Here is a 22,040-nt window from a genome sequence, read left to right as displayed (position 1 = left end):
ACGAGCGAACCGAGCACGGTCGACTGTCGGCATCGACATGAGGCGCCCCGGAGGCGAACCGAGCCCACTAACCAAAGAAAACTCCCACCTCCTCGTACAGTTCCGGCCGTACCGTTTTGAGTTGGGCCGTCGCCTCGGCTATCGGTACGCGCACGATGTCCGTTCCCCGTAGCGCGACCATCGTGCCGAAGGCTCCGTCCCGTACCGCCTCGATCGCGTGCAGTCCGAAGCGCGTGGCCAGCCAGCGGTCGAAGGCGCTCGGGGTGCCGCCGCGCTGGACATGGCCGAGCACCGTCGTCCTGGCCTCCTTGCCCGTGCGGCGTTCGATCTCCTTGGCCAGCCACTCGCCGATGCCCGACAGCCGGACATGGCCGAAGGAGTCGAGCGTGCCGTCCTTGAGGACGAGGTCGCCGTCCTTGGGCATCGCGCCCTCGGCGACCACCACGATCGGCGCGTACGAGGCCTTGAAGCGCGAGGTCACCCAGGCGCAGACCTGGTCGACGTCGAAGCGCTGTTCCGGGATGAGTATGACGTTCGCGCCGCCGGCCAGCCCGGAGTGCAGGGCGATCCAGCCCGCGTGACGCCCCATCACCTCGCAGACCAGGACGCGCATATGGGATTCGGCGGTGGTGCGCAGCCGGTCGATGGCCTCGGTGGCGATGCCGACCGCGGTGTCGAAGCCGAAGGTGTAGTCGGTGCCGTACAGGTCGTTGTCGATCGTCTTGGGCACGCCGACACAGGGGATGCCGAACTCGTCGCAGAGCCGGGCCGCGACGCCGAGTGTGTCCTCGCCGCCGATCACGACAAGGGCGTCGACCTCGTGCGCGGCGAGGGTGTCCTTGATGCGGCGGACGCCGTCCTCGGCCTTGAGCGGATTGGTGCGTGAGGAGCCGAGGATGGTGCCGCCGCGCGGCAGGATGCCGCGTACCGCCGGGATGTCGAGCCGTACGGTGTCGTCGTCGAGCGGCCCCCGCCAGCCGTCCCTGAACCCGGTGAACTCGTAGCCGTACTCCTGGACGCCCTTGCGCACGATGGCGCGGATGACCGCGTTCAGTCCGGGGCAGTCGCCGCCCCCGGTCAGTACTCCGACTCGCATGGAAAACACTTCCCTTCGCCGTCGGTGAGGCACCCGGGCCACAGGAAGAGTGACTCAGGTCACTTTGGCATGGTGCGCGGGAGGGATCGGGTTGCACCAGAGGGCGGAGGGAGGCGGTTGCGGAGGGGGCGGCTCAGGCGTCGTCGAGGCCACGCTCGATGGCGTACCGGACCAGCTCGACCCGGTTGTGCAGTTGCAGTTTGCCGAGGGTGTTCTGCACATGGTTCTGCACGGTGCGGTGCGAGATGACGAGGCGTTCGGCGATCTGCTTGTACGAGAGCCCCTTGGCGACCAGCCGCAGCACCTCGGTCTCCCGTTCGGTGAGCCGGGGCGCCCCGGGGTCGTCCGGGGCGGCGGGCGCGGGCTCGGAGGCGAGTCTGCGGTACTCCCCCAGTACCAGGCCCGCGAGTCCGGGGGTGAAGACCGGATCGCCCGCGGCGGTGCGGCGCACGGCGTCGGTCAGTTCCTCCGTGCTGGCCGACTTGAGCAGATAGCCGGTGGCACCGGACTTCACGGCCTCCAGTACATCGGCGTGCTCGCCGCTCGCGGAGAGCACCAGCACACGGAGTCCGGGATGGGAGCCGACCAGTTCCTTGCAGACCTGGACGCCCGGCATACCGGGCAGGTTGAGATCGAGGACGAGCACGTGCGGGGTGGTGGCCGTGGCGCGGCGGACCGCCTGCGGGCCGTCCCCGGCGGTCGCGACCACCTCGAAGCCGGCCGCGTCCAGGTCCCGGGCGACGGCGTCCCGCCACATCGGGTGGTCGTCGACGACCATCACCCGGATCGGCTCGTCCGTGTCCGTCGCGTGCCGCTCGCTCATCTCTCTGCCTTCCCCCGTCGTGGAACCCTCAACTCGACTTCCGTGCCCTGGCCAGGCACCGAGAGCAGTTCGGCCGTGCCGCCCAACTCCCTCAGCCTGCCGCGGATCGAGAGGGCGACACCGAGCCGCCCCTCCCCCTCGGCCTGGGCGAGCCTGCCGTCCGGGATGCCCGGCCCGTCGTCCCTGACGGTCACGATCACTTCGTCCGGCCAGTCCTCGACCAGGATCCAGGCGCGGGCGTCCTCGCCGGCGTGTCTGCGGACATTGTCCAGGGCGGCGCCGACCGCCGCCGTCAGCTCCCCGGCCGCCGCGGGCTCCAGCAGCACGGGGGCGCCGGGCTCGGCGAAGGTGACCTTCGAGCCGCTGTACGGGGCGAGGAGCGAGCGCAGATCGCGGGGACCCGGCTCCTCGGTACGGACCGGTACGGCGTCCTCGGGGGCGCGGACGGTGGGCACGAGTCCGCTGGAGACCAGGGTGCGCAGGGCGATCTCCTGCTCCCCCGCCAGCCGTCCCAGCTCCGCGGCCTCGCCGCCGATGGCGGTACCGCGACGCTGCACCATCGCCAGCACCTGGAGCACGCTGTCGTGGATGTCCCGGGCCAGCCGCTCGCGTTCACGTGTCGCGGCCTCTATCTCCAGGGCGCGGGCGAGGGTGCGTTCGGAGGCGCGGGCCACCTCGACGACATAGCCGATGGCGATGGAGGCGACCCAGACGAGCAGCACATTGTGCAGGGTGTCCCGGCTGGGGTGGGCGCGTTCCACGAGGTTGGCCACGGCGACGAAGGAGGAGGCGACCGCGGCCCAGCGCCAGCCGCCCTTGATCGCGAAGGCGAGGACCGAGCCCGCGGTCCATATCGACGGCAGGGTGGGGCCGTCGACGCTCTGGGCGTGCGCGTCGGCGAGCGGGGTGAGCATGATGCCGGTGAGGGCGACGGCGAGATCGGCGACCAGGAAGCGCCTGGTGCAGTTCACGGCGTTCGCCACCCGGGGGAGCGTGACGAGGGTCCAGACGGCCAGGAAGGCGAGGAACGCCACGGCCACCCAGGGGCGTTCGAACCGGTCGCGTTCGAAGACGAAGATCAGTACCGCGTAGACCATGGTGAGCGGACGGTAGGCGGTCAGTGCCCGCCAGAGGGGCTGCTCGACCGACATGCGTCTGTTCTTCTGGGGTCCGGTCCGCCTCCGGGGCAGCCGGAACCCGTGCCGACCGTCGATCGGCCCCTCCCCCCTGTGTGGATCCACGCCTCGTGGATCACTCGCCGCCGGTTTCCGCCGCCTTCGCCTGTTCGGCGAGCCGGCGCTTGGCCGCCGTCGCGTAGATGTCGACATACTCCTGGCCGGAGAGCTTCATGATCTCGTACATGACCTCGTCGGTCACCGAGCGCAGGATGAAGCGGTCCCCCTCCATGCCCTGGTAACGGCTGAAGTCCAGCGGCTTGCCGATCCTGATCCCCGGGCGCATCAGCTTGGGGACCACCTTGCCGGGCGGCTGGATCTTCTCGGTGTCGATCATGGCGACGGGAAGGACCGGCGCGCCCGAGGCCAGTGCCACCCGGGCCAGGCCGCCCGGCTTGCCCCGGTAGAGACGGCCGTCGGGCGAGCGGGTGCCCTCCGGGTAGATACCGAAGAGTTCACCGCGCTCCAGGACCTTGATCCCGCTCCGGATCGCGGCCTCGCCCGCCCCGCGTCCGCCCGAGCGGTCCACCGGCAACTGCCCGACGCCCTTGAAGAAGGCGGCGGTGAGTCTGCCCTTGAGACCGGGCGAGGTGAAGTACTCGGCCTTGGCGATGAAGGTCACCTTGCGGTCGAGGACGGCCGGCAGGAAGAACGAGTCGGAGAACGAGAGATGGTTGCTGGCGAGGATGGCCGGCCCCTCGGCCGGAATGTTCTCAAGCCCCTCCACCCAGGGCCTGAAGGCGAGTTTCAGGGACCCGCCGATGGAGAACTTCATCGCACCGTAGATCAACTCGAATGCCTCCTGTGTGCTGTCGGAGAGACCTTAACGCGTGAGGGGCACGTGCTCTCCTTCACGGAGGCCGGACGGATCTGGTCGGTGTCGGTCCGGTCGCGTACGGTGAAGTACACCTTCCCGAGCCTCACGAACAGGAGACCCCGGTGCCGGTCCTTCCTGGAGCCGAGCCGTACCGCCACGAGGGCGGCGAGGTCGGCGTCCTTCTCTGTCACGGATTCACCGGTTCCCCGCAGTCGTTGCGCCCCTGGGCCGAGTATCTGGCCGAGCGCGGGCTCAGCGTCTCCCTGCCGCTGCTCCCCGGACACGGCACCCGCTGGCAGGACATGCAGCTCACCGGCTGGCAGGACTGGTACGCCGAGGTGGACCGGGCGCTGCGCGAGCTGCTCCGGCGGTGCCGTCAGGTCTTCGTCCTCGGACTCTCCATGGGCGGGACGCTGGCGCTGCGTCTCGCCGCGAAGCACGGCCCGGCGGTCGCCGGGATCGTCGTGGTCAACCCCGCGATGAAGACACACGGACTCTCCGCCCACGCCCTGCCCGTCGTCCGCCATCTCGTGCCGTCGGCCAAGGGCCTGACGAACGACATCGCCAAGGAGGGCGCGGAGGAGCTGGGGTACGACCGGGTGCCGCTGCACGCCGCGTACTCACTGCGGAAGTTCTTCGCCCTGGTGGAGGCGGCGCTGCCCCAGGTGACCCAGCCGTTGCTGCTGCTGCGCAGCCCCCGGGACCATGTCGTGCCGCCGGCCGACTCGGCCAGGATCCTCGCCCGGGTCTCCTCGCGCGATGTCCGTGAGGTCCTGTTGGAACAGAGCTACCACGTGGCGACGTTGGACCATGACGCGGAGCGGATCTTCGAGGAGAGTCTCTCGTTCATCGGCCGCCTCGCTCCGATTGCCGGGCAGAAGGGGAGCACCAGCGGTGGCTGAGCATGACGCGGACCGGGAGCCGCAGCCGATCGACGAGGACGCGGCCTGGGCGGCGATCGTCGCGGGGTACGGCGACGAGCCGGCGGATCCGCCGGGCGCCAAGCCGTTCAAGTCGGTGGAGGATCTGGCGTTGCTGGAGGGGGAGAAGAACAGCCTCCCGCCGAGCGCGCCGTCCGGGCCCGAGGCCGGGCCCGCCCCGGCTCCGGAGAAGGACAGGGCCGGCCAGGACGCCAAGGACGACAAGACCAAGGGCGGCGACGAGGGGAAGCCCGCGCTGGGCGGCTCGGTCGTCTTCGCGCCCGGGGTCGGCGGTGCGGGACCGCGTGACTACGAGGCGCCGGAGGCCCGGGAGGAGGACTTCGACGACGGCGACGAGGGGCATTTCGTACCCCCCGAGCCGCCGCCGCTGCCCGAGTCCGATGTCACGGCCAAGTTCGCCTGGCTCGCCGTGATCGGCGGTCCGGTGCTGATGCTGGTGGCGGTCCTGTTGCAGTGGGACATGACCTGGTGGCTGACGACGCTCTGCATCGGCGGTTTCCTGGGCGGCTTCGCCACCCTGGTGGCACGGATGCAGCACGACGACGACGAGAACGACGACCCGGGGCGCGGCGCGGTCGTCTGAGCCCGGATCGTCCGAGCCCGGGTCGTCCGGGTCCGAAGAGGGGGGCGGCGGGGGCCGGGGTCAGAGCGAGGCCGGTACGCGGAGGGCGGCCAGCACGGGAAGGTGGTCCGTCGCCGCCCTCAGATCGGCCTCGGTGATGCCCGGCAGCCCCCGTGGCACCCCGCAGCCGAGGATCTCGATGCCCTGGGTGGCGAAGACCGCGTCGATGCGCTGATGCGGGTGGCTGGGGGTGGAGGTGTGCTCACCGCCCCAGGGCTTCGCCGCCCAGCCGTCCTGGAGTTCCCCGGCCAGCAGCCGGAAACTCCGGCCGTCGGGCCGCTCGTTGAGGTCACCGGCCACGATCGCGTGCGGTACGTCCATGGTCTTGAGGCGGTCGAGCAGCAGCTCCGCCTGGGTGTACCGCTCGTCGGCCCGCAGACTGAGATGGCAGCTCAGCACTCCGATCCTGGCCCGCCCGATCCGTACGACCGCCGTCGCGAAACCGCGCCGGTGCAGCCCTGGGGTGAGCGGCAGCAGGATGTCCTCGGTCCGCTCGACCGTGGCGCGCAGCGAACAGAGCAGCAGCGGTCCTGACGCGGTGGCGCCGCCGCCCAGCACCACGAGACCGGTCCGCGCGGCCAGCCATGCCGCGCGCTTGCGCCAGCGGAAGAACCGCGGCGCTTCCTGGATGAGGACCAGATCGGGCGCACAGGCCCGGATCACCCGGACCAGCGCCGCGCGGTCGTCGCGCATCGACCGGACGTTGTAACTGAGCACCCGGATCACGGCAGAACCGTCCGGCTCGGTACGGGAGTCGGGCAGCGGGGACGTCGCCATGCCGACACGATACGGGAGAGCGCCCGGCGGTTCTCCGGCGACACCGCACCGGGGCGGAGGGGCGGGGCGGGTGCCACGCACCGCGCCCGCCGTATCCCTGTGGGGTGCGGCGGGCGCGGAAGTCGGTGGTCAGCCCTGGCGGGCCAGGTCCGCGGCGCCAACCAGGCCCGCTTCGCCGCCCAGTTGGGCCGCGAGCACCTGGGCGTGCGGCCGCCACTCGCCGCCGATCAGCCAGCGTCTGAAGGACTTCCGGATCGGGTCGAGGACCAGTTCGCCCTCGTCCGAGACCCCGCCGCCGACGATGAACGCGGACGGGTCGAAGAGCGAGGCCAGATCGGCGAGACCGGCGCCGGCCCAACGGGCCAGCTCACGGAAGGAGTCGATGGCCACCGGGTCGCCGGAGCGGGCCGCGGAACTGATGTGCCGGCCCTCGATGCCGTCCGGGGTGCCGTCGCCGAGGCCCAGCAGGATCCCCGCGTTCTCGGGGGTCGCGTTGGCCCGCTGGCGGGCGTAGCGGACGAGGGCGCGCCCGGAGGCGTACTGCTCCCAGCACCCCTGGCTGCCGCAGCCGCACAGCAGCCCGTCCGGCACCACCCGGATGTGCCCGAACTCCGCGGCCACACCGAAGCGTCCGCGGCGCAGCTTGTTGCCGATGATGATGCCGCCGCCGAGCCCCGTGCCGAGCGTGATGCAGATGACATCGTCGTGGCCCTGCCCGGCCCCGAACCTGTACTCGCCCCACGCGGCGGCGTTGGCGTCGTTCTCCACGACGACCGGCAGGCCGATCCGCTGCTCGACCTTGTCCTTGAGCGGCTCATGGCGCCAGTTGATGTTGGGGGCGAAGAGCACGGTGGCGCGCTTGTCGTCCACGTATCCGGCCGCCCCGATACCGACCGCCTCGATCTGGTGTCCCCCGCCGGCACCGGAGACCGCGGCGCAGATCGCGTCCACGATGCCTTCGGCGGTCGGCGGGGTGGGCACCTTGTGCGTCTCCAGGATGGTGCCCTCTTCGTCGACCACGCCCGCCGCGATCTTCGTGCCGCCGATGTCGACGCCGATGGTGAGTCCCATGTGTCCCTCAGTTTTCGGTCGAGCCCCGCTGTGGTCAACCGTACCCGAGGGCGGGCGCCCGAAGGTCAGTCCAGGTCGATATGACCGCTCGGACCAGGTCCTTCGTCCCTGGGGTCCGTGGGGTCGTCGGACTTCTTCGTGTCCTGTGGGGCGTCTGTGCCCTGCGCCGAGGGGGCTCCGGTGGAGGGTGCCGAGGAGGAGTCCTGGGTCCAGCGGCCTTCCTGGTTCTCGACCGCGGAGCGGTAGGCGGCGAGCAGTTCGTTGCCCGCCGCGGCGAGATGGCCGAAAACGCCGGGGTTCCGTTCGACGACGGGCTCGACGACCGCCTTGGCCTGGTTGATGAACTGCTGTACGGCGCCCTGCGCGGCCAGGCCGAACAGCGGTCCCGGCAGTGACGAGACCTTGTCGGCGACGGCGTCGACCAGCTTGCGCAGCTCGTCGGAGGCGGAGACGGGCGGCGGGCCGTAGGCGGCGCGGCGGCGGGCCTTCTCCGCCTCCAGATCCTCGGCGCATGCCGCGGCCCAGGCGTCCGAGTCGGTGGCGGGGCGCTCGGTGGCATCGCTCATGGAGACTCCTGCGTCAGGGGCAGAGGCCTTCCGCCATGGGCAGCGGAAGGGTTCGTACCTTCGACGGTACCCGAACGGCCGCGGCTCCTTCAGTGCGCGCGCGGCCACAGCGCGGGGTCGGGGGTGAATCTCACCCGCAGCACCCCGTCGGTGAGGGCCGCGCCGGTCACCGTGCAGCGGCGCAGCGCGGACGGCAGGGGCACGATACGGCGGAACGCGCCGACGGTGAGCAGGAGTTCGTCGTCCCTGCGGACCAGGGACAGCTCGCTCTTGACCGCTCCGGGCAGCGGCAGACACCAGACGAGCAGATTGTCGTCGGCGAGCCGGTCCTCGACCGGCCAGAGGACCGGGGCGGTCTCCGGGCCCGGCTCGTCCAGTCCGTCGGCGAGTCCTCCGGCGAGGCCCGCCGCCGGTCCCGCCGCCCCGCCCGCGAAGGGTTCCGGGGCCGGTCCCGCACCGAGGAGATCGAGATCGTCCGGGCCGTGCGGGTCCCGGCCGAGGTGCCCCACCGGGTACAGGGGCGCTTCGGGCGCCCACTCCTCGTACCACTCGTCCAGGCACTTGCGCTGCTGCGCGACGAGCGTCGCCAGCCAGGGGCCGGCCGCGTCACCGGGCAGGATCCGGTTCGCCACCAGGGTGTCGACGCGCAGCCCGTGGAGGGCGAGTCCGGTGCGGGCCGTGCGCAGCGCGCCCGCCGCCGAGGGTCCCGGCTCCGCGACGAGACGTACGGTCGTGGCGGGGTCCTGGATCAGCGACTGGACGAGCGCGAGTTCCGCGTCCCGCCGGTCGGCGATCTCGTACAGCCACTGGGCGGGCATCGGCACCCCGGCGAGCTGGGCCATCATCGGGCGCAGCGCGCGGGCGGCCTGCCGCTCACGGGGCAGCAGCCGGCGCAGATAGCGGCGGAGCTGTTCGGGGAGGGCGAGGACGGCGAGTGCCTGTCGCAGCGGCGGCAGATCGACGACGAGGACGTCCCAGTCGCTCTCGGCGGCCCGGCTCATCGCGTGCAGCAGGGCGAACTGTTCGCTGCCGGGGAGTTCGGTGAGTTCCTCGCCGGCCAGTCTGCGGGCGCCGAGCAGTTCCAGCGCGGTGGCGGCCCGCTCCTGGAAGCGGAGCAGTTCCTCGCGGAAGTGGTCGCCGGAGTCGACGCGCGCGGCCCACAGGCCGTCTCCGGCGCGGACGGGCGCGGCGCCCACCGGTATGCCGAGCGGATCGTCGAGCGGGTCGGCGGAGAGCAGCAGGACACGCCCGCCCCGCCGGGCGGCGGCCCGCGCGGTGGCCGCGGCGATGGTGGTACGGCCCGCCCCGCCCGTGCCGGTGACCAGGACCGTACGCATCGGGGTCAGGCTCCGGGGGCGGACTCGACGCGCTTCTTCAGGCCCGCGAGGGCGCGGTCGATGATGACCTTCTCCGCCTTGCGCTTGATCATGCCGAGCATCGGGATCTTGACGTCGACGGTCAGCCGGTAGGTGACCTCGGTGCGGTCACCGCCGCCGACGGGCGCCAGCAGGTACGAGCCGTCCAGGGCACGCAGCATCTGGGACTTCACCAGGGTCCAGCTCACCTCGTTGCCGCCGGTCCAGGTGTAGGCGAGGGTGTGGTCGTCCTTGATCGCTCCGGCGTCCAGCACCAGCCTGACCTGCTGGGCGCGGCCCCGGTCGTCGGTGGCCAGCACCTCGGCCTCCTTCACCTCGCCGGTCCACTCCGGGTAGCGGGCGAAGTCGGCGATGACGCCCATGACATCGGCCGGTGCCGCCTCGATCGTGATGCTCGAACTGGTGTGTTCCGCCATCGCCGTGCTCCTCCGGTACTGGGTACGCGGTGTGCAGGCTATCGCGAGTGCGGGGCTCACCATTCCAGGACCCAGGGGCGTCCGGTCGACGCGAAGTGACCGACATTCACGCACTCCGTGGAGCCGATACGCATCCGGCGTGCGAGCGGCTGATGGACATGGCCGAACAGGGCGTACCGCGGCTTCGTACGCCGGATGGCCGCCAGCAGGGCGCGGCTGCCGCGTTCGAACCGGCGCGGGACGATGTCGTAGGTCAGCTCGGGCACATCGGGCGGGATGTGGGAGCAGAGGACGTCCACCTCGCCGAGCGCCTCGACCTTCGCGGCGTACTCCTCGTCGGAGATCTCGTACGGGGTGCGCATGGGGGTGCGCAGTCCGCCGCCGACGAAGCCGAAGACCCGGCCGCCCAGCTCCACGCGGTCCCCGTCGAGGACGGTGGTGCCCGGTCGCGCGTACTCCGGCCAGAGGTCCGGGATGTCGACATTGCCGTAGGTGGCGTACGTCGGGGTGGGGAAGGCGGCGAACATCTCGGCGTACTGGCGGCGCACCGCGCCCTCGATGGCCGCGGCGGGGTCCAGGTCGAGGCGGGACCACAGCTCCCGGCCCAGGTCACGGGCCTCGTCGAAGCGGCGGGCGGTGCGCAGCTCCACGATCCGGTGGGCGCTCTCCACCCCGAAGAGATCGGGGAAGATACCGCGCGAGTGGTCGGCGTAGTCCAGGAAGAGGACGAGGTCACCGAGGCAGATCAGGGCATCGGCGCCGTCGCCCGCTGTCAGCAGGCCCTCGGTGTTCCCATGCACATCACTGATCACATTGACTCGCATACCTGCCATGGCGATCACCCTAGAACGGGCTTCCCCCACTCGATAGAGGGGGCCGGACCTGCGGTTCCTTCCGCCCTGTCAGAGGTGTGGACTACTGTGCGCGCAGTACCGTCCATCATGTGTGACGCAGGGAACATCTGGCCGCGACCCCCTATGCGTACGTCAGTACCGGTGGGTAACGTCCGGGCAGTCCAGTCGTGCTCGCCCCCGCCGAGCACCTGCCCGGTCCTGGACCGCGACCGCGCGTCGCACGGAGCCGTGGCGTCGGCGCCCGATGAGGAGCAGCAGTCTTGCGCGAGTTCAGCCTTCCGGCCCTGTACGAGGTCCCCGCGGACGGCAATCTGACGGATCTCATCCGCCGCAATGCCGCGCAGTATCCCGATGTGGCGGTCCTGAGCCGCAAGGTGGCGGGCGCCTGGACCGATGTCACCGCCACCCAGTTCCTGGCCGAGGTGCGGGCCGCGGCCAAGGGCCTCGTCGCGGCGGGCATCAGGCCCGGCGAGCGGGTCGCGCTGATGTCCCGCACCCGTTTCGAGTGGGTGCTGCTCGACTTCGCGATCTGGAGCGCGGGCGCGGTCACCGTCCCCGTGTACGAGACCAGTTCGGCCGAGCAGGTGCAGTGGATCCTGGGCGACTCGGGCGCGGTCGCGGTGATCGTGGAGAGCGACACGCACGGGGTGGCCGTGGATTCGGTCCGGCACACCCTGCCGGATCTGCGCGAGGTCTGGCAGATCGACCGGGGCGGCGTCGAGGAGCTGACGGAGGCGGGCGCGGACATCACGGACGCGGAGGTCGACGAGCGCGCGGCGACGGCCAGGGCCGACGATCCGGCGACCATCGTCTACACCTCGGGGACCACCGGGCGTCCCAAGGGATGTGTGCTGACGCACCGCAGCTTCTTCGCGGAGTGCGGGAACGCGGTGGAGCGGCTCAAGCCGCTCTTCCGTACGGGTGAGTGCTCGGTGCTGCTCTTCCTGCCGGCCGCGCATGTCTTCGGACGGCTCGTCGAGGTGGCGGCCGTGATGGCGCCGATCAAGCTGGGCTGCGTACCGGACGTCAAGAACCTGACGGAGGAGCTGGCCTCGTTCCGGCCGACGCTGATCCTCGGGGTGCCCCGGGTCTTCGAGAAGGTCTACAACTCGGCGCGGGCCACGGCGCAGGCCGCCGGCAAGGGCGGGATCTTCGACCGGGCCGCGCGGACGGCGATCGCGTACAGCAAGGCGCTCTCCACCCCGCGCGGCCCGTCGCTCGGCCTCAGGATCCGCCACAGGATCTTCGACCGGCTCGTCTACGGAAAGCTACGCGCGGTGCTCGGCGGGCGCGGGGAGTACGCGATCTCCGGCGGCGCGCCGCTGGGCGAGCGTCTGGGCCACTTCTTCCGGGGGATCGGCTTCACGGTGCTGGAGGGGTACGGGCTGACGGAGTCCTGCGCGGCCACCACCTTCAATCCCTGGGACCGGCAGAAGATCGGCACGGTCGGACAGCCGCTGCCGGGCTCGGTGGTCCGTATCGCCGACGACGGCGAGGTGCTGCTGCACGGCGAGCACCTGTTCGCGGGGTACTGGAACAACGAGCAGGCGACGGCCGAGGCGCTGGCGGACGGCTGGTTCCACACCGGGGACATCGGCACGCTCGACGAGGACGGCTATCTCGCGATCACGGGCCGCAAGAAGGAGATCCTGGTGACCGCGGGCGGCAAGAATGTCGCCCCGGCGGTGATCGAGGACCGGATCAGGGCGCACGCGCTGATCTCGGAGTGCATGGTGGTCGGCGACGGCCGCCCCTTCGTGGGCGCGCTGATCACCCTGGACGAGGAGTTCCTGGCCCGCTGGGCGAAGGACCACGGCAAGCCCGCGGGCTCGACGGCGGCGACACTGCGGCTGGACCCGGAGCTGCTGGCCGAGATCCAGCGGGCGGTGGACGAGGGCAACGCGGCGGTGTCCAAGGCGGAGTCGGTACGGAAGTTCCGTGTGCTGACGGCCCAGTTCACCGAGGAGGACGGGCACATCACCCCGTCGCTGAAGCTCAAGCGGAGTGTGGTGGCGAAGCACTTCGCGGACGAGATCGAGGCGCTCTACCAGTCCTGACCGCGCTCCTGACCCACGGCCCGGCCCGCGGTCCTGGCCGTACTCCTGCCGTACTCCTGCCCCACGGCCCGGCCCTGCGGCTCCCCGCGGACCGGGCCGCACGGCCGTCCGGCGGCGCGGTGCAGAGCGCGGGGGGGCAGGGTGCGGCGGGGCAGGGTGCGGCTGGTGCAGGGCGGCGGGGCAGCGGGGATCAGAGCAGCGCGCGCAGACGCGAGGCCAGTTGGTCCCAGCGCCACTTCTCCTCGACCCACTCCCGGCCGCGCTCGCCCATCCGCCGGCGCAGTTCCGGGTCCTGGAGCAGGGTGACGATCCGTTCCGCCGACTCCTCCGCCGCGACCGCCGGGGGCCCGCCGTGGACCACCCAGCCCGTCCCGCCGTCGAGCACCGCGTCCGGCGCGCCTCCCGAGTCGCCCGCGACCACCGGGAGTCCGGTGGCCGACGCCTCCAGATAGACGATGCCGAGGCCCTCGACGTCCAGGCCGCCGCGCCGGGTGCGGCAGGGCATCGCGAAGACGTCGCCCGCGCCGAAGTGGGCCGGCAGTTCGGCCCAGGGAACGGCGCCCGTGAAGCGTACGGAAGCGGCGACACCGGTGGCGGCCGCCAGCTCGCGCAGCTCCTTCTCGTACGGTCCGCCGCCCACGATCAGCAGCACGGCGTCCGGCACCCGCGCCAGGATCGCCGGCAGCGCCCGGATCAGTGTGTCCTGGCCCTTGCGCGGCACCAGCCGGGAGACACACACGACGACGGGCCGGTCCGTGAGCCCGAGCCGCTCGCGGACGGCGGCGCCCCCCGAACCCGGGTGGAAGGTCTTCTCGTCGACGCCCGGCGGCAGTTGCACCATGCGCGCCGCCGCCTCGGGGGTGAGCGCTCCGGCGATACGGGAGCGCGTGTACTCGCCGAGATAGGTGATCGTGTCCGTGGACTCCCCGATACGCCGCAGAAGCCGCCGTGCGGCGGGAAGCTGCGCCCAGCCGGCCTCATGGCCGTGTGTGGTGGCGACCAGCCGCCGCGCCCCGGCCTTCCGCAGCGCCGGGGCCATCAGCCCGAGCGGCGCCGCCGCGCCGAACCACACCGACTCACAGCCGTGTTCCCGCAGCAGTCCGGCCGCCCGCCGGGTCACGCGCGGGGTCGGCAGCAGCATCGTCGTACGGTCCCGTACGACGGTGAACGGCTGCTCGGCGTCGAAGGCGGCCGTCGCCTCCGCGCCCTCCCGGCCGCGCTTCCAGGTCGAGGCGTAGACCACCAGCCGCTCGGGGTCCAGACGCAGCGCCATGTTGTGCAGGAACGCCTGGATGCCGCCGGGCCGGGGCGGAAAGTCGTTGGTCACGATCAATGTCTTGCGCATCGCCGCCGACAGTACCCAACGGCCCTGCCTGATGGCTCGGGCGCGGTACCGCCCGGCATCATGATCCCCGCGACCGGGAACGAAGCACACGAAGCGCGGGAAGCGGACGAGGTGGTCATGGCGGGCACGCACGGCACAGGGCTTCCGGTCGCGGCCTGGACCCTCACCAGGGCCGTTCTGCTGCTCTGTGTCTTCAAGATCGTCTCCGTGCCGGGGCCCGACGTCACCGGCGATGTCTCGGTGATCTACCAGGGCTGGTACGAGGTGCTGAGGACGGGCACCTATCCCCTGGACGATGTGACCTGGCAGTATCCGCCCGCCGCCGCGCTGCCCGTCCTCGCGCCCGCCGTCCTGCCGTTCCTCGGCTACGCCACCGCCTTCTTCGTGCTGGTGTTCCTCTGCGACGCGGTGGCCTTCGCGCTGCTCCTGCGGGCCGCCCGGGGCACGGACCGGTCGCCCCGGGGCGTATGGCTGTGGATCGCCGGGGTGCCGCTGCTGGGCCCGACCGCGTACGCCCGCTACGACCTGATGGTGACGGCGGTCGCCGTCGCCGCGCTGCTCGCGGGGGTGCGCCGCCCGCGGCTGCTGGGCGCGCTCGCCGGGTTCGGCGCGCTGCTGAAGGTCTGGCCGGTACTGCTGCTGGTGGGCACCCCGCGCGGCCGGGTCACCCGCGGGGCCTGGGCGGCGGCGGCCGTCACCGGGGCCGTACTGACCGTGGTCTGCTGTGTCGCGATGCCCGGCGCGCTGGCCTTTCTCACCTTCCAGCGGGACCGGGGCACCGAGATCGAGTCGCTGGGCGCCCTGGTCTTCCAGGTGGCGCGGCACTTCGGCTGGAGCGGCAGCGTGCTGCTCAACTACGGCTCCGTGGAGTTCGTCGGACCGTATGTCCCGCTGGTCAGCACGGCCGCGCTGGGGCTGACCGCCCTGGCCTTCGGCTGGCTGCTGGTCTGGCGGCTGAAGGCGCGCGGGCCGGGGCCGGGGACCGTCTGCGACGCGGGCTTCACCGCGGTGCTGCTGTTCACCGCCACGAGCCGGGTGATCAGCCCCCAGTACATGCTCTGGCTCATCGGGCTGGCCACCGCCTGTCTGACGCTGCGGAGCAGCCGGATGGCGCTGCCCGCCTGGCTGGTGCTGGCCGCGACGGGGGTCACCCTGCTGGAGTTCCCGCTGCTCTTCTCCCATGTGGTGGGCGGCGATCCGCTGGGCGTCACACTGCTCTTCCTGCGCAACGGTCTGCTGGTCGCCGCGAGCCTCACCGCGTGCCGCCGGCTCTGGCGGGCGACGGTCCCGCGCCCCGCCGGGCGGGCGGGCAACGGCGCGGCGCCGGCCGGCGTCAGCCCAGCCGCTCCCGCGCGTACGCGCGCCAGCGGGCGGTGAAGTCCTCCGGCGTCGTGGCCAGGACATCGTGCAGGGCCTTCTCCACCGCGCCGTCGCGCCCGGCGTGCGCGCCCACCGCGCGGTAGAAGTCGGTCAGCCGGCGCTCGCCCCAGCGCTCGGCGATCAGCTCGCACGCCAGCCAGCCGCCCTCGTACGCCCTGGCCAGCCCCTCCGCGTCGGCGCCGAAGGCGAAGTCCTCGTCGGAGGGCAGCGCGGCGGGGGCGTCGCCGGAGCGCACGGCGCGCTGGAGTTCGGGAGCGACAGCGGCGTCCGTACGGTCCGTCCCCCGGTAGGCGACCCAGTCGGCGAACCCCTCCGAGAGCCAGGTGGGGGTGGCGGCCGAGGTGGCCGCGCGGGTCGCCACATGGGTGGTCTCGTGGGTGAGGACGATCCGCTGTCCGAAGTCGCCGAGGTCGCGGTACGCCTCGGGGTTCACGACGATCCGGTCGGCCGGTGTGCCCGCCGGGGCGCCGGAGCCGCCCGCGGGGATCCCGGTGGTGACCGCCGCGATGCCCCGGTAACCGGCTGCGGGAGCCCCCAGGAGGCCCGCCATGGCCTCCAGCGAGGCGGGGACGAGCAGAACCGCCCGGCGGGCCCAGGGGCCCGGCCAGGCGTCGTCCACGGCCGGCACCGCCCGGTCGGCCATGGCGGCGAACGCGCGCAGCCGCGCGTCGTCCTGTCCGACGCCGAGGACCAGGGCGCGCTCGCCCCGTACGACCCGTACCGGGCCCTGCTCCCAGAGCTGCCGGGCGCCGCCCTCGCCGGGCCGGTCCGCGGTCACGTACCAGCGCCCCGCGCGCTCCCTCAGCTCCAGCACACGCGGCGCGGACACCGGAGCACGGTCGTAGCCCGCGAGCCCGTAGCGCAGCTCGGCGCGTACGGTGGCCCGGCCACCGGAGCGTTCCACCCCGGTGAGCCGGTACTCCCAGGAGCCGAGCGGCACCCCGGCGAGATCACGGAACTCACGCCGGCCGGTGGCGCGCAGAGCCGTCGCGGCCGGGTCGAGGACCGCGAGATACGCCCGCTCGTCCCGGTCCAGGACGGCCGCGGCCCTGCGGTCCAGGGTCGCCCCGATCCGCGCGGCGGCGCTGTCGGGGGCCTTCGCCGGGGCCGTACAGCCCCAGAGCGGCACCAGCAGGAGCACGGCCGGCCACAGCACCGCCGCACGCCGACGCGTACCGTGCCGTCCCGCCGTCGTGCGCGCCCGACCTGCCACGCGGCCGATCGTACGGGGTGCCCGGGGCGCGGATCAGACGCGTGTGACCGAGGAGACGGGCATCATGCCGACCGGGTCGTAGCGCACCGAGGCGCCCGGGTACGGGGCGTGGATCACCTGGCCGTTGCCCGCGTACATCGCGATATGGCTGGCGTCGTCGCGGTACGCCACGAGATCGCCGGGCCGCGCCTCGGAGAGGGAGACCTGACGGCCCGCGTACCGCTGCGCCTGGGAGGTGCGCGGCAGCCCGACGCCCGCCTGCGCGTAGGACCACTGGGTGAGCCCCGAACAGTCGAAGCCGGAGGGCCCGTTGGCCCCCCACACATAGGGCCTGCCCACCGCGCGCCGGGCGGCGAGGACCGCGGCGGAGGCCCGCGCGGAGGCCGGCCCGGCGCCGGAGAGCACCGGCAGTCCGTCACGGCCGGAGCGGGAGGCCCGGTCGTAGGACTCGCGGTCGGAGGCGGGAAGGGAGTTCAGCAGCCGCCTGGCCTGTGCGAGCTTCCCCTCGACCGTGTGCTTGTGGCGGGCGACGACGGCCCGGCTGCGCTCCAGCTCGGTCAGATCGTGGGCGGCTTCCATACGCACCTGTCCCAGCCTTCGCTGGGCCTGCTTGAGCTCCCTCAGGGTGCCGGACTGGCGTTCACCGACCCGGTCCAGGACGGAGGCCTTGTCGAGATAGCTGTCGGGGTCGGAGGAGAGCAGCAGGGCGAGGGCCGGATCGATACCGCCGGAGCGGTACTGGGCACCGGCGACCGAACCGAGCGCCCCGCGCATCCGGTTGACGCTCTCCTGGCCGCGCGCCGCGCTGTCCTGTGCCTGGTCCACGAGCGCGCGCAGCCGCTCCACCCGCTCGGTCGCCCGGTTGTACTGCTCGGTCGCCTTCTCGGCCTCTTCGTACAGCCGGTCGACCTTGGCCCGGGTCGCCTCGGGCGACTGCCGCGGGTCGGCGCCCGCCGGGGCCGCTCCGAGCGCCGCAGCCGCCGTGGCCGCCGCGGCGGCGGACAGGGCCACCGCCGCGCTGCCGCGCGAACCGAGCCCGGAGCCGGGGTGTGAGGAACGGCGATGGGACACCACAGGAGGCCGCACTTCCTTCCGCTGAACGCACTGACGCGGCCCCCGGCCGCCCGACGGGCGGACCACTGGCCGGAGCCGCGGGAGCAGACAGTAGCCGGGCGACCACGGAGCGGCCAACGACCGCCCCGCGCACACAAAGTGACGCCCCGCCGTAGACCACAGGTCATCGGCGGGGCGCGGAGTCAGCGGGAGGCGCGGGAATTCGCCCGAATGGGCGGGTGTGACCGTCCGGATCCGGTGGGGATCCCGACGCGGCGGAGGTCAGAGAAGTCAGATACGCACACCGAACTGGAACGGCATGTTGTTGATCGACTCGTAGCGCACGCTGGCACCCGGCTTGGGGGCGTGCAGCACCTGGCCGTTGCCCGCGTAGAAGCCGACGTGGTGCAGGTCGCCGTAGAAGATGACCAGGTCGCCCTGCTGGAGCTGGCTCTGGCCGAGGCGCGTACCGGCGTTGGCCTGGGCCTCGGAGGTCCGGGGTATGGAGACACCGGCCTGGGCGTACGCCCAGGAGGTGAGCCCGGAGCAGTCGAAGGAGCTGGGGCCCGAGGCGCCGTAGACATACGGCGTGCCGATCTTGCCCTGGGCGGCGGCGAACGCGGCGGACGCACGCTGCGAGGCGGGCACCGAGTTGCCGAGGTCTGCGCGGGAGCTGGCGCGGTTGGCGCGGGACTCGTCGGCGGTCAGCGCGGCGCGCTCCTGCGCGGTGAGCGTGTTGAGCAGCTTCTGCGCGGCGGCGAGCTTCCCGCGGACCTCGTCCTTCTTGGCGCGCAGTTCCTTGCGGGTGTCGTCGAGGTCCTGGACCTTGCTCTGGGCCTCCTTGCGCTGCTGCGCGAGGGACCGCTGCTTCTCCTGGATCTGCTGGAGCGACTCGGCCTGCTTGGCGCTGACCTGGTCGAGCGTGGACGCCTTCTCCAGGTAGCTGTCCGGGTCGGAGGAGAGGAAGAGCTGTACGGCGGGGTCGATGCCACCGGTGCGGTACTGGGCGCTGGCCATCGAACCGAGGCTGTCCCGCAGCTCGTTCAGCTCGTCCTGACCACGGGCGACCTTGTCCTGGAGGGCGTCGACCTGCTTGGCGAGCTTGTTCTGCTGCTCCTCGGCGCCCTTGTACTTCTCGGTGGCCTTCTCGGCGTCCTCGTAGAGCTTGTTGACCTTCTCCTTGACGTCGCTCTTGCTCGGCTTGGGATCTGCCTGAGCGGCCTGGGAGGTGAGGGCGACAGCGGCGGCAGCGGTCGCGGTGAGCACGGTCACACGGGCGCGGCTCGGCTGCTTGGGACGACGGTGGGACGCCACGGAGGCGAGCTCCTTCTTCCTCAGCCGCCTACCGGGCCATGGGGGACGCAGGGCCCCGGCTCCATGCGTCCCGTACCCCTGCCAACTGGGCTGAACTGCATGAAATCGGCGGTTCCTTCGCTGTCACCCCGGGTGGGTGATCAACCGCGCGAAGGTTCGACGCCTGACCATAGTGACCTTCTTGTGATCAGTTCAAATCCTGGGGAGGAAAATCCCCATCACGACGCGCATAATTTACAGACAGTACACAGACAGTGATGGACATTTGACACAGTGATCCCACAAGGCAGGGCCAATTCGGTCATTGACCCCACCTGTTGACTAGATACGCGAAAGCCGCTTCAGCAACAAGGCGGACGCCACGGGCCTCGCGCCGGCCTGCGCCACCCCGTCCGCGACCTCACGGTCGGTGGAGACCACCACCACCGGCCTGCCGGGCGGCTCGGCCCTGACGAGCTGACGGATCAACTCGTCGGCGGTGACGCCCGGTTTGGAGAACAGCACCCGGACCCCGCGCGGCGGGGCGAGCAGCACCGGCGCCGCCAGCTCGGCGCCGTCGAAGACACAGGTGGTCTCCGCGCCCGACTGCGCCGCGAGCATCGCGAGCCCGCCCAGCAGCCGCAGCCGCTGCTTCTCCAGCGGCATCGTCGGATAACCGGTCTTGGTGACGTTGTAACCGTCCACGATCAGATGTGACTGCGGGAGCGCCAGCAACTGATCGAGCAGCGCGGGATCGGTCTCGGAGAGCGCGCGGGCCGCCACGTCCTTGGGCGACATACGGCCGGGCTCGACCGCGTCGACCGTGTCCCCCGGCCGGACCGCGGCGGGCGGCAGGGCCAGTTCGCGCCGCAGCCCCTGGGCCGACTCCAGCACGGTGTCCAGCAGCAGCCGCAGCCGCATGTCCTCCACCGAGCGGCCCTCACGGGCGGCCCTGCGGCTCGCTTCCACGGCCGACTCCGCCTCACCGAGCCGCGCCTTGATCCGGCGGGTCTCGCTCTCGGCGGCCGACACCGCGGCGGCGGCCTCGGCCCTGACCGTCTCGGTCTCCGCGTGCACCCGGCGCAGGGCGGCCTCGCCCCGCTTCACATCGCTCTGGGCACTGCGCAGTTTGCGGTGGAGCGACTCGGCCTCCTTGCGGGCCGCCTCCAGCTCCGTACGCAGCCGCTCGGTCTCGCTCTTGGTGAGCGCCCTGGCCACGGCCAGTTCCTCACGCAGCCGCTCCAGTTCGCGGCGGGCCTCCTCGTCGGCGCGCTCCGCGTCCGCACGCTGGGCCTCCTCGCCCGCGGCGGCCACCAACTTCACCCATCCGGGGGGCCTGAGCACATAGGCGGCCGCGGCCACATCGACCGGATCCGCGGCGGCGGGCGGCGATCCCGACTCCAGGGCCCCGGCCAGCTCCGGCTGGGAGTGGCTGATGCGCTCCCCGATGCGCTGCCGGAACAGCGGGTCGCTCTCCAGCGCGGCGGCCATGGCGTTACCCGCGAACTTGGCCCGTCTGTTCGGGGTGAACCGGGCGTACTGGCGCAACTGCGCCGGGAGTTCGGCGACCGTCAGACCGCCGAAGGCGTCCGACACCAGCGCGACGACCCTGCGCCGTACCCCGTCCGGGAGCGGGCGGTCCAGCGCCTCCGCGGCGTCACCGCCGGCCGCACCGGCCGGCTCGGCACCGCTTGCGGCCTGCTCCACATCCGTCACCCCATACCCTTTCGGGCGGCTCCCTCAGGAACCGGCGCCCGGCCTGTCCACCAGCTCGATCTGGTCCACCGCGTTGCACCAACGGCAGCGCACCGACTCGATGGTCTCACTGACCACCTCGCGCTCCTCGACCCTCGGCTCCCCCGCCAGGTCCAGATGGACGTACTCGACGGCCTTCGACGATCGCGTCACGTCGAAACGTGTGAGATTGCCGCACAGTGTGCAGCGCCACCGGGTGGCGGCCGTCGGCAGGGGAACCGTCGTCATCGTGCGTCCTCTTTCGTCGTCCCGCCCGCTGTCGCCCGCGGTGCGCCGTCGAACAGCGGATGTACTCCTTGCAACCCTACGGCCTCCGGGCCACCCCAGGGAGCGGCGAGGCACTCTGTACCCTTCACTCCCGGTAAGCCATGCTCTGTCAGTGAATACGTCGCGGACGACGGCCGACGGACCGGTGGTGACCCACACACTGATCGGCCTGTGCTGTCTGGCCTTCCTGTTCAGTCCGGCGTCGGGCTTCAACCCCGCGTACGGAAGGGGTGCGGAGCTCCTCGACGCGCAGATCCTCTATTTCGAGCGGTGGGGCGTCATCCCGGTCGAGCTGCTGAGCGGCTCCCCGCACGCCCTGTTCACGCCGCTGACCGCGCTCTTCGTCCACGGGAGCTGGCTGCATCTGCTGGGCAACATGCTGTTTCTGTTCGTCTTCGGCGCGATGGCCGAGGAACGGATGGGCCGGGCGCACTTCCTGTTCTTCTATCTCGCCGTCGGCTGTCTCGCGCTCTTCGCGTACGCGGTGGTGAACGCGGCCTCGGACCAGACCCTGGTCGGCGCCTCGGGCGCGATCTCAGGGGTGCTCGGCGCCTTTCTGTACCTCTTCCCGAAGGCCCGGGTCACCAGTCTCTTCCCGTTCCTGTTCTTCCTGCCGCTGCGCTTCCCCGCCTGGATCGTGCTGATCTTCTGGTTCGCGCTCCAGTGGCTGGCGGCGCGCGGCGCGGGCTCGGGCCCCGGCGTCGCCTATCTCGCACACCTCGTGGGCTTCTGCACCGGCTTCCTCTACGCCTGGGTGCGCTACTGGCGTACCGATAGAGTGGAAGACCACACCGCGGCCACCGAGGGAGAACGTCAACCGTGATCACCGCGATCGTGCTCATCAAGACCAGCGTGGACCGGATCCCCGAGATCGCGGAGTCGATCGCCGCGCTCGACGGCGTCAGCGAGGTCTTCTCGGTGACCGGTACGTACGACCTGATCGCCATGGTGCGGGTGGCCAAGCACGACGATCTGGCGGATGTGATCCCCGGCCGGATCAGCAAGATCAAGGGCGTCGAGGCCACCGACACGCACGTCGCGTTCCGTACGTACTCCCAGCACGACCTCGAAGCGGCCTTCGCCATCGGACTCGACGCGTAGGTCCTGGCCGGCCAGGACCTGCGGCCGCCTCCCGGCCACGCC

Annotated in this window: 22 protein-coding genes; 6 read left to right on the top strand and 16 right to left on the bottom strand. The window is 71.9% G+C overall.

The annotated features are described in order from the left end of the window. Nucleotides 1-67 precede the first annotated feature (67 nt). The 4 genes from ACFYYH_RS16695 to ACFYYH_RS16680 form a co-directional block, all read right to left on the bottom strand. Nucleotides 68-1,096, bottom strand: a complete 1,029-nt coding sequence (locus ACFYYH_RS16695) for a 6-phosphofructokinase (protein WP_388551256.1) — start codon at nucleotides 1,094-1,096, stop codon at nucleotides 68-70. Between the two features lie 133 nt (nucleotides 1,097-1,229). Beyond that, nucleotides 1,230-1,919, bottom strand: coding sequence for a response regulator (locus tag ACFYYH_RS16690; protein ID WP_388551255.1), 690 nt, complete (start codon nucleotides 1,917-1,919; stop codon nucleotides 1,230-1,232). Further along, complete coding sequence (macS, locus tag ACFYYH_RS16685; RefSeq protein WP_388551253.1) at nucleotides 1,916-3,070, bottom strand: MacS family sensor histidine kinase; 1,155 nt, start codon at nucleotides 3,068-3,070, stop codon at nucleotides 1,916-1,918. Before macS ends, ACFYYH_RS16690 begins: the two co-directional genes overlap by 4 nt. Nucleotides 3,071-3,170: 100 nt before the next feature. Beyond that, nucleotides 3,171-3,884: a lysophospholipid acyltransferase family protein gene (locus ACFYYH_RS16680; protein ID WP_388551251.1), complete on the bottom strand. Its 714-nt coding sequence runs from the start codon at nucleotides 3,882-3,884 to the stop codon at nucleotides 3,171-3,173. A gap of 149 nt (nucleotides 3,885-4,033) precedes the next feature. Here ACFYYH_RS16680 and ACFYYH_RS16675 point away from each other — a divergent pair, with 149 nt between their 5' ends. Both ACFYYH_RS16675 and ACFYYH_RS16670 read left to right on the top strand, forming a co-directional pair. Further along, nucleotides 4,034-4,813, top strand: a complete 780-nt coding sequence (locus tag ACFYYH_RS16675; protein WP_388551249.1) for an alpha/beta hydrolase — start codon at nucleotides 4,034-4,036, stop codon at nucleotides 4,811-4,813. Beyond that, nucleotides 4,806-5,435 carry a hypothetical protein gene (locus tag ACFYYH_RS16670; RefSeq protein ID WP_388551248.1) on the top strand — a complete coding sequence of 210 codons (630 nt, stop codon included), beginning with the start codon at nucleotides 4,806-4,808 and terminating at the stop codon, nucleotides 5,433-5,435. Before ACFYYH_RS16675 ends, ACFYYH_RS16670 begins: the two co-directional genes overlap by 8 nt. Before the next feature lie 60 nt (nucleotides 5,436-5,495). On the opposite strand, the gene ACFYYH_RS16665 is transcribed toward ACFYYH_RS16670, so the two are convergent. The 6 genes from ACFYYH_RS16665 to ACFYYH_RS16640 form a co-directional block, all read right to left on the bottom strand. Continuing rightward, nucleotides 5,496-6,251 (bottom strand): endonuclease/exonuclease/phosphatase family protein, encoded by a 756-nt coding sequence (locus tag ACFYYH_RS16665; protein WP_388551247.1) that lies wholly within the window; start codon nucleotides 6,249-6,251, stop codon nucleotides 5,496-5,498. Between the two features lie 129 nt (nucleotides 6,252-6,380). Beyond that, nucleotides 6,381-7,322 carry an ROK family glucokinase gene (locus ACFYYH_RS16660; RefSeq protein ID WP_388551245.1) on the bottom strand — a complete coding sequence of 314 codons (942 nt, stop codon included), beginning with the start codon at nucleotides 7,320-7,322 and terminating at the stop codon, nucleotides 6,381-6,383. Between the two features lie 65 nt (nucleotides 7,323-7,387). Next, nucleotides 7,388-7,888, bottom strand: a complete 501-nt coding sequence (locus ACFYYH_RS16655) for a DUF5304 domain-containing protein (RefSeq protein ID WP_388551243.1) — start codon at nucleotides 7,886-7,888, stop codon at nucleotides 7,388-7,390. 89 nt (nucleotides 7,889-7,977) lie between these two features. Beyond that, the gene (locus tag ACFYYH_RS16650; protein WP_388551241.1) at nucleotides 7,978-9,225 is read right to left on the bottom strand and encodes an ArsA family ATPase; all 1,248 of its coding nucleotides are present in this window, start codon (nucleotides 9,223-9,225) and stop codon (nucleotides 7,978-7,980) included. A gap of 5 nt (nucleotides 9,226-9,230) precedes the next feature. Then, a complete protein-coding gene (locus tag ACFYYH_RS16645) occupies nucleotides 9,231-9,680 on the bottom strand; it encodes an SRPBCC family protein (RefSeq protein WP_388551239.1) in 450 nt (149 codons plus the stop codon). Nucleotides 9,681-9,736: 56 nt separating this feature from the next. Continuing rightward, nucleotides 9,737-10,504 (bottom strand): metallophosphoesterase, encoded by a 768-nt coding sequence (locus ACFYYH_RS16640; RefSeq protein WP_388551675.1) that lies wholly within the window; start codon nucleotides 10,502-10,504, stop codon nucleotides 9,737-9,739. A gap of 290 nt (nucleotides 10,505-10,794) precedes the next feature. Here ACFYYH_RS16640 and ACFYYH_RS16635 point away from each other — a divergent pair, with 290 nt between their 5' ends. Further along, nucleotides 10,795-12,591 (top strand): AMP-dependent synthetase/ligase, encoded by a 1,797-nt coding sequence (locus tag ACFYYH_RS16635; protein WP_388551238.1) that lies wholly within the window; start codon nucleotides 10,795-10,797, stop codon nucleotides 12,589-12,591. Between the two features lie 190 nt (nucleotides 12,592-12,781). Here the strand turns inward: ACFYYH_RS16635 and ACFYYH_RS16630 are convergent, their stop codons facing one another. Further along, nucleotides 12,782-13,936: a glycosyltransferase family 4 protein gene (locus ACFYYH_RS16630; RefSeq protein ID WP_388551237.1), complete on the bottom strand. Its 1,155-nt coding sequence runs from the start codon at nucleotides 13,934-13,936 to the stop codon at nucleotides 12,782-12,784. 117 nt (nucleotides 13,937-14,053) lie between these two features. On the opposite strand from ACFYYH_RS16630, the gene ACFYYH_RS16625 reads away from it, so the two are divergent. Further along, nucleotides 14,054-15,313 carry a glycosyltransferase 87 family protein gene (locus ACFYYH_RS16625; RefSeq protein WP_388551673.1) on the top strand — a complete coding sequence of 420 codons (1,260 nt, stop codon included), beginning with the start codon at nucleotides 14,054-14,056 and terminating at the stop codon, nucleotides 15,311-15,313. Here ACFYYH_RS16625 and ACFYYH_RS16620 read toward each other — a convergent pair. From ACFYYH_RS16620 to ACFYYH_RS16600, 5 genes are all read right to left on the bottom strand, one after another. Further along, nucleotides 15,270-16,529 carry a hypothetical protein gene (locus ACFYYH_RS16620; RefSeq protein ID WP_388551235.1) on the bottom strand — a complete coding sequence of 420 codons (1,260 nt, stop codon included), beginning with the start codon at nucleotides 16,527-16,529 and terminating at the stop codon, nucleotides 15,270-15,272. The genes ACFYYH_RS16625 and ACFYYH_RS16620 overlap by 44 nt on opposite strands. Before the next feature lie 33 nt (nucleotides 16,530-16,562). Next, entirely contained in the window at nucleotides 16,563-17,603 is a 1,041-nt protein-coding gene (locus ACFYYH_RS16615) for an NlpC/P60 family protein (protein WP_388551233.1), read from the bottom strand. A gap of 270 nt (nucleotides 17,604-17,873) precedes the next feature. Then, entirely contained in the window at nucleotides 17,874-18,896 is a 1,023-nt protein-coding gene (locus ACFYYH_RS16610) for an NlpC/P60 family protein (RefSeq protein ID WP_388551231.1), read from the bottom strand. Between the two features lie 321 nt (nucleotides 18,897-19,217). Beyond that, nucleotides 19,218-20,582 carry an NYN domain-containing protein gene (locus ACFYYH_RS16605; RefSeq protein ID WP_388551671.1) on the bottom strand — a complete coding sequence of 455 codons (1,365 nt, stop codon included), beginning with the start codon at nucleotides 20,580-20,582 and terminating at the stop codon, nucleotides 19,218-19,220. A gap of 33 nt (nucleotides 20,583-20,615) precedes the next feature. Further along, the gene (locus ACFYYH_RS16600; RefSeq protein ID WP_388551229.1) at nucleotides 20,616-20,858 is read right to left on the bottom strand and encodes a hypothetical protein; all 243 of its coding nucleotides are present in this window, start codon (nucleotides 20,856-20,858) and stop codon (nucleotides 20,616-20,618) included. Nucleotides 20,859-21,009: 151 nt separating this feature from the next. On the opposite strand from ACFYYH_RS16600, the gene ACFYYH_RS16595 reads away from it, so the two are divergent. Then, the gene (locus ACFYYH_RS16595; RefSeq protein WP_388551227.1) at nucleotides 21,010-21,720 is read left to right on the top strand and encodes a rhomboid family intramembrane serine protease; all 711 of its coding nucleotides are present in this window, start codon (nucleotides 21,010-21,012) and stop codon (nucleotides 21,718-21,720) included. After that, nucleotides 21,717-21,998, top strand: a complete 282-nt coding sequence (locus ACFYYH_RS16590) for an Lrp/AsnC family transcriptional regulator (RefSeq protein ID WP_388551225.1) — start codon at nucleotides 21,717-21,719, stop codon at nucleotides 21,996-21,998. The genes ACFYYH_RS16595 and ACFYYH_RS16590 overlap by 4 nt, the downstream gene beginning before the upstream one ends. Nucleotides 21,999-22,040: the final 42 nt, after the last annotated feature.

The organism is Streptomyces sp. NPDC002018, from assembly GCF_042890865.1.
In the GTDB taxonomy this organism is placed as follows: domain Bacteria; phylum Actinomycetota; class Actinomycetes; order Streptomycetales; family Streptomycetaceae; genus Streptomyces.
Note: the sequence above shows the minus strand (reverse complement) of the source record. Positions and strands in the feature narration are given on the sequence as shown.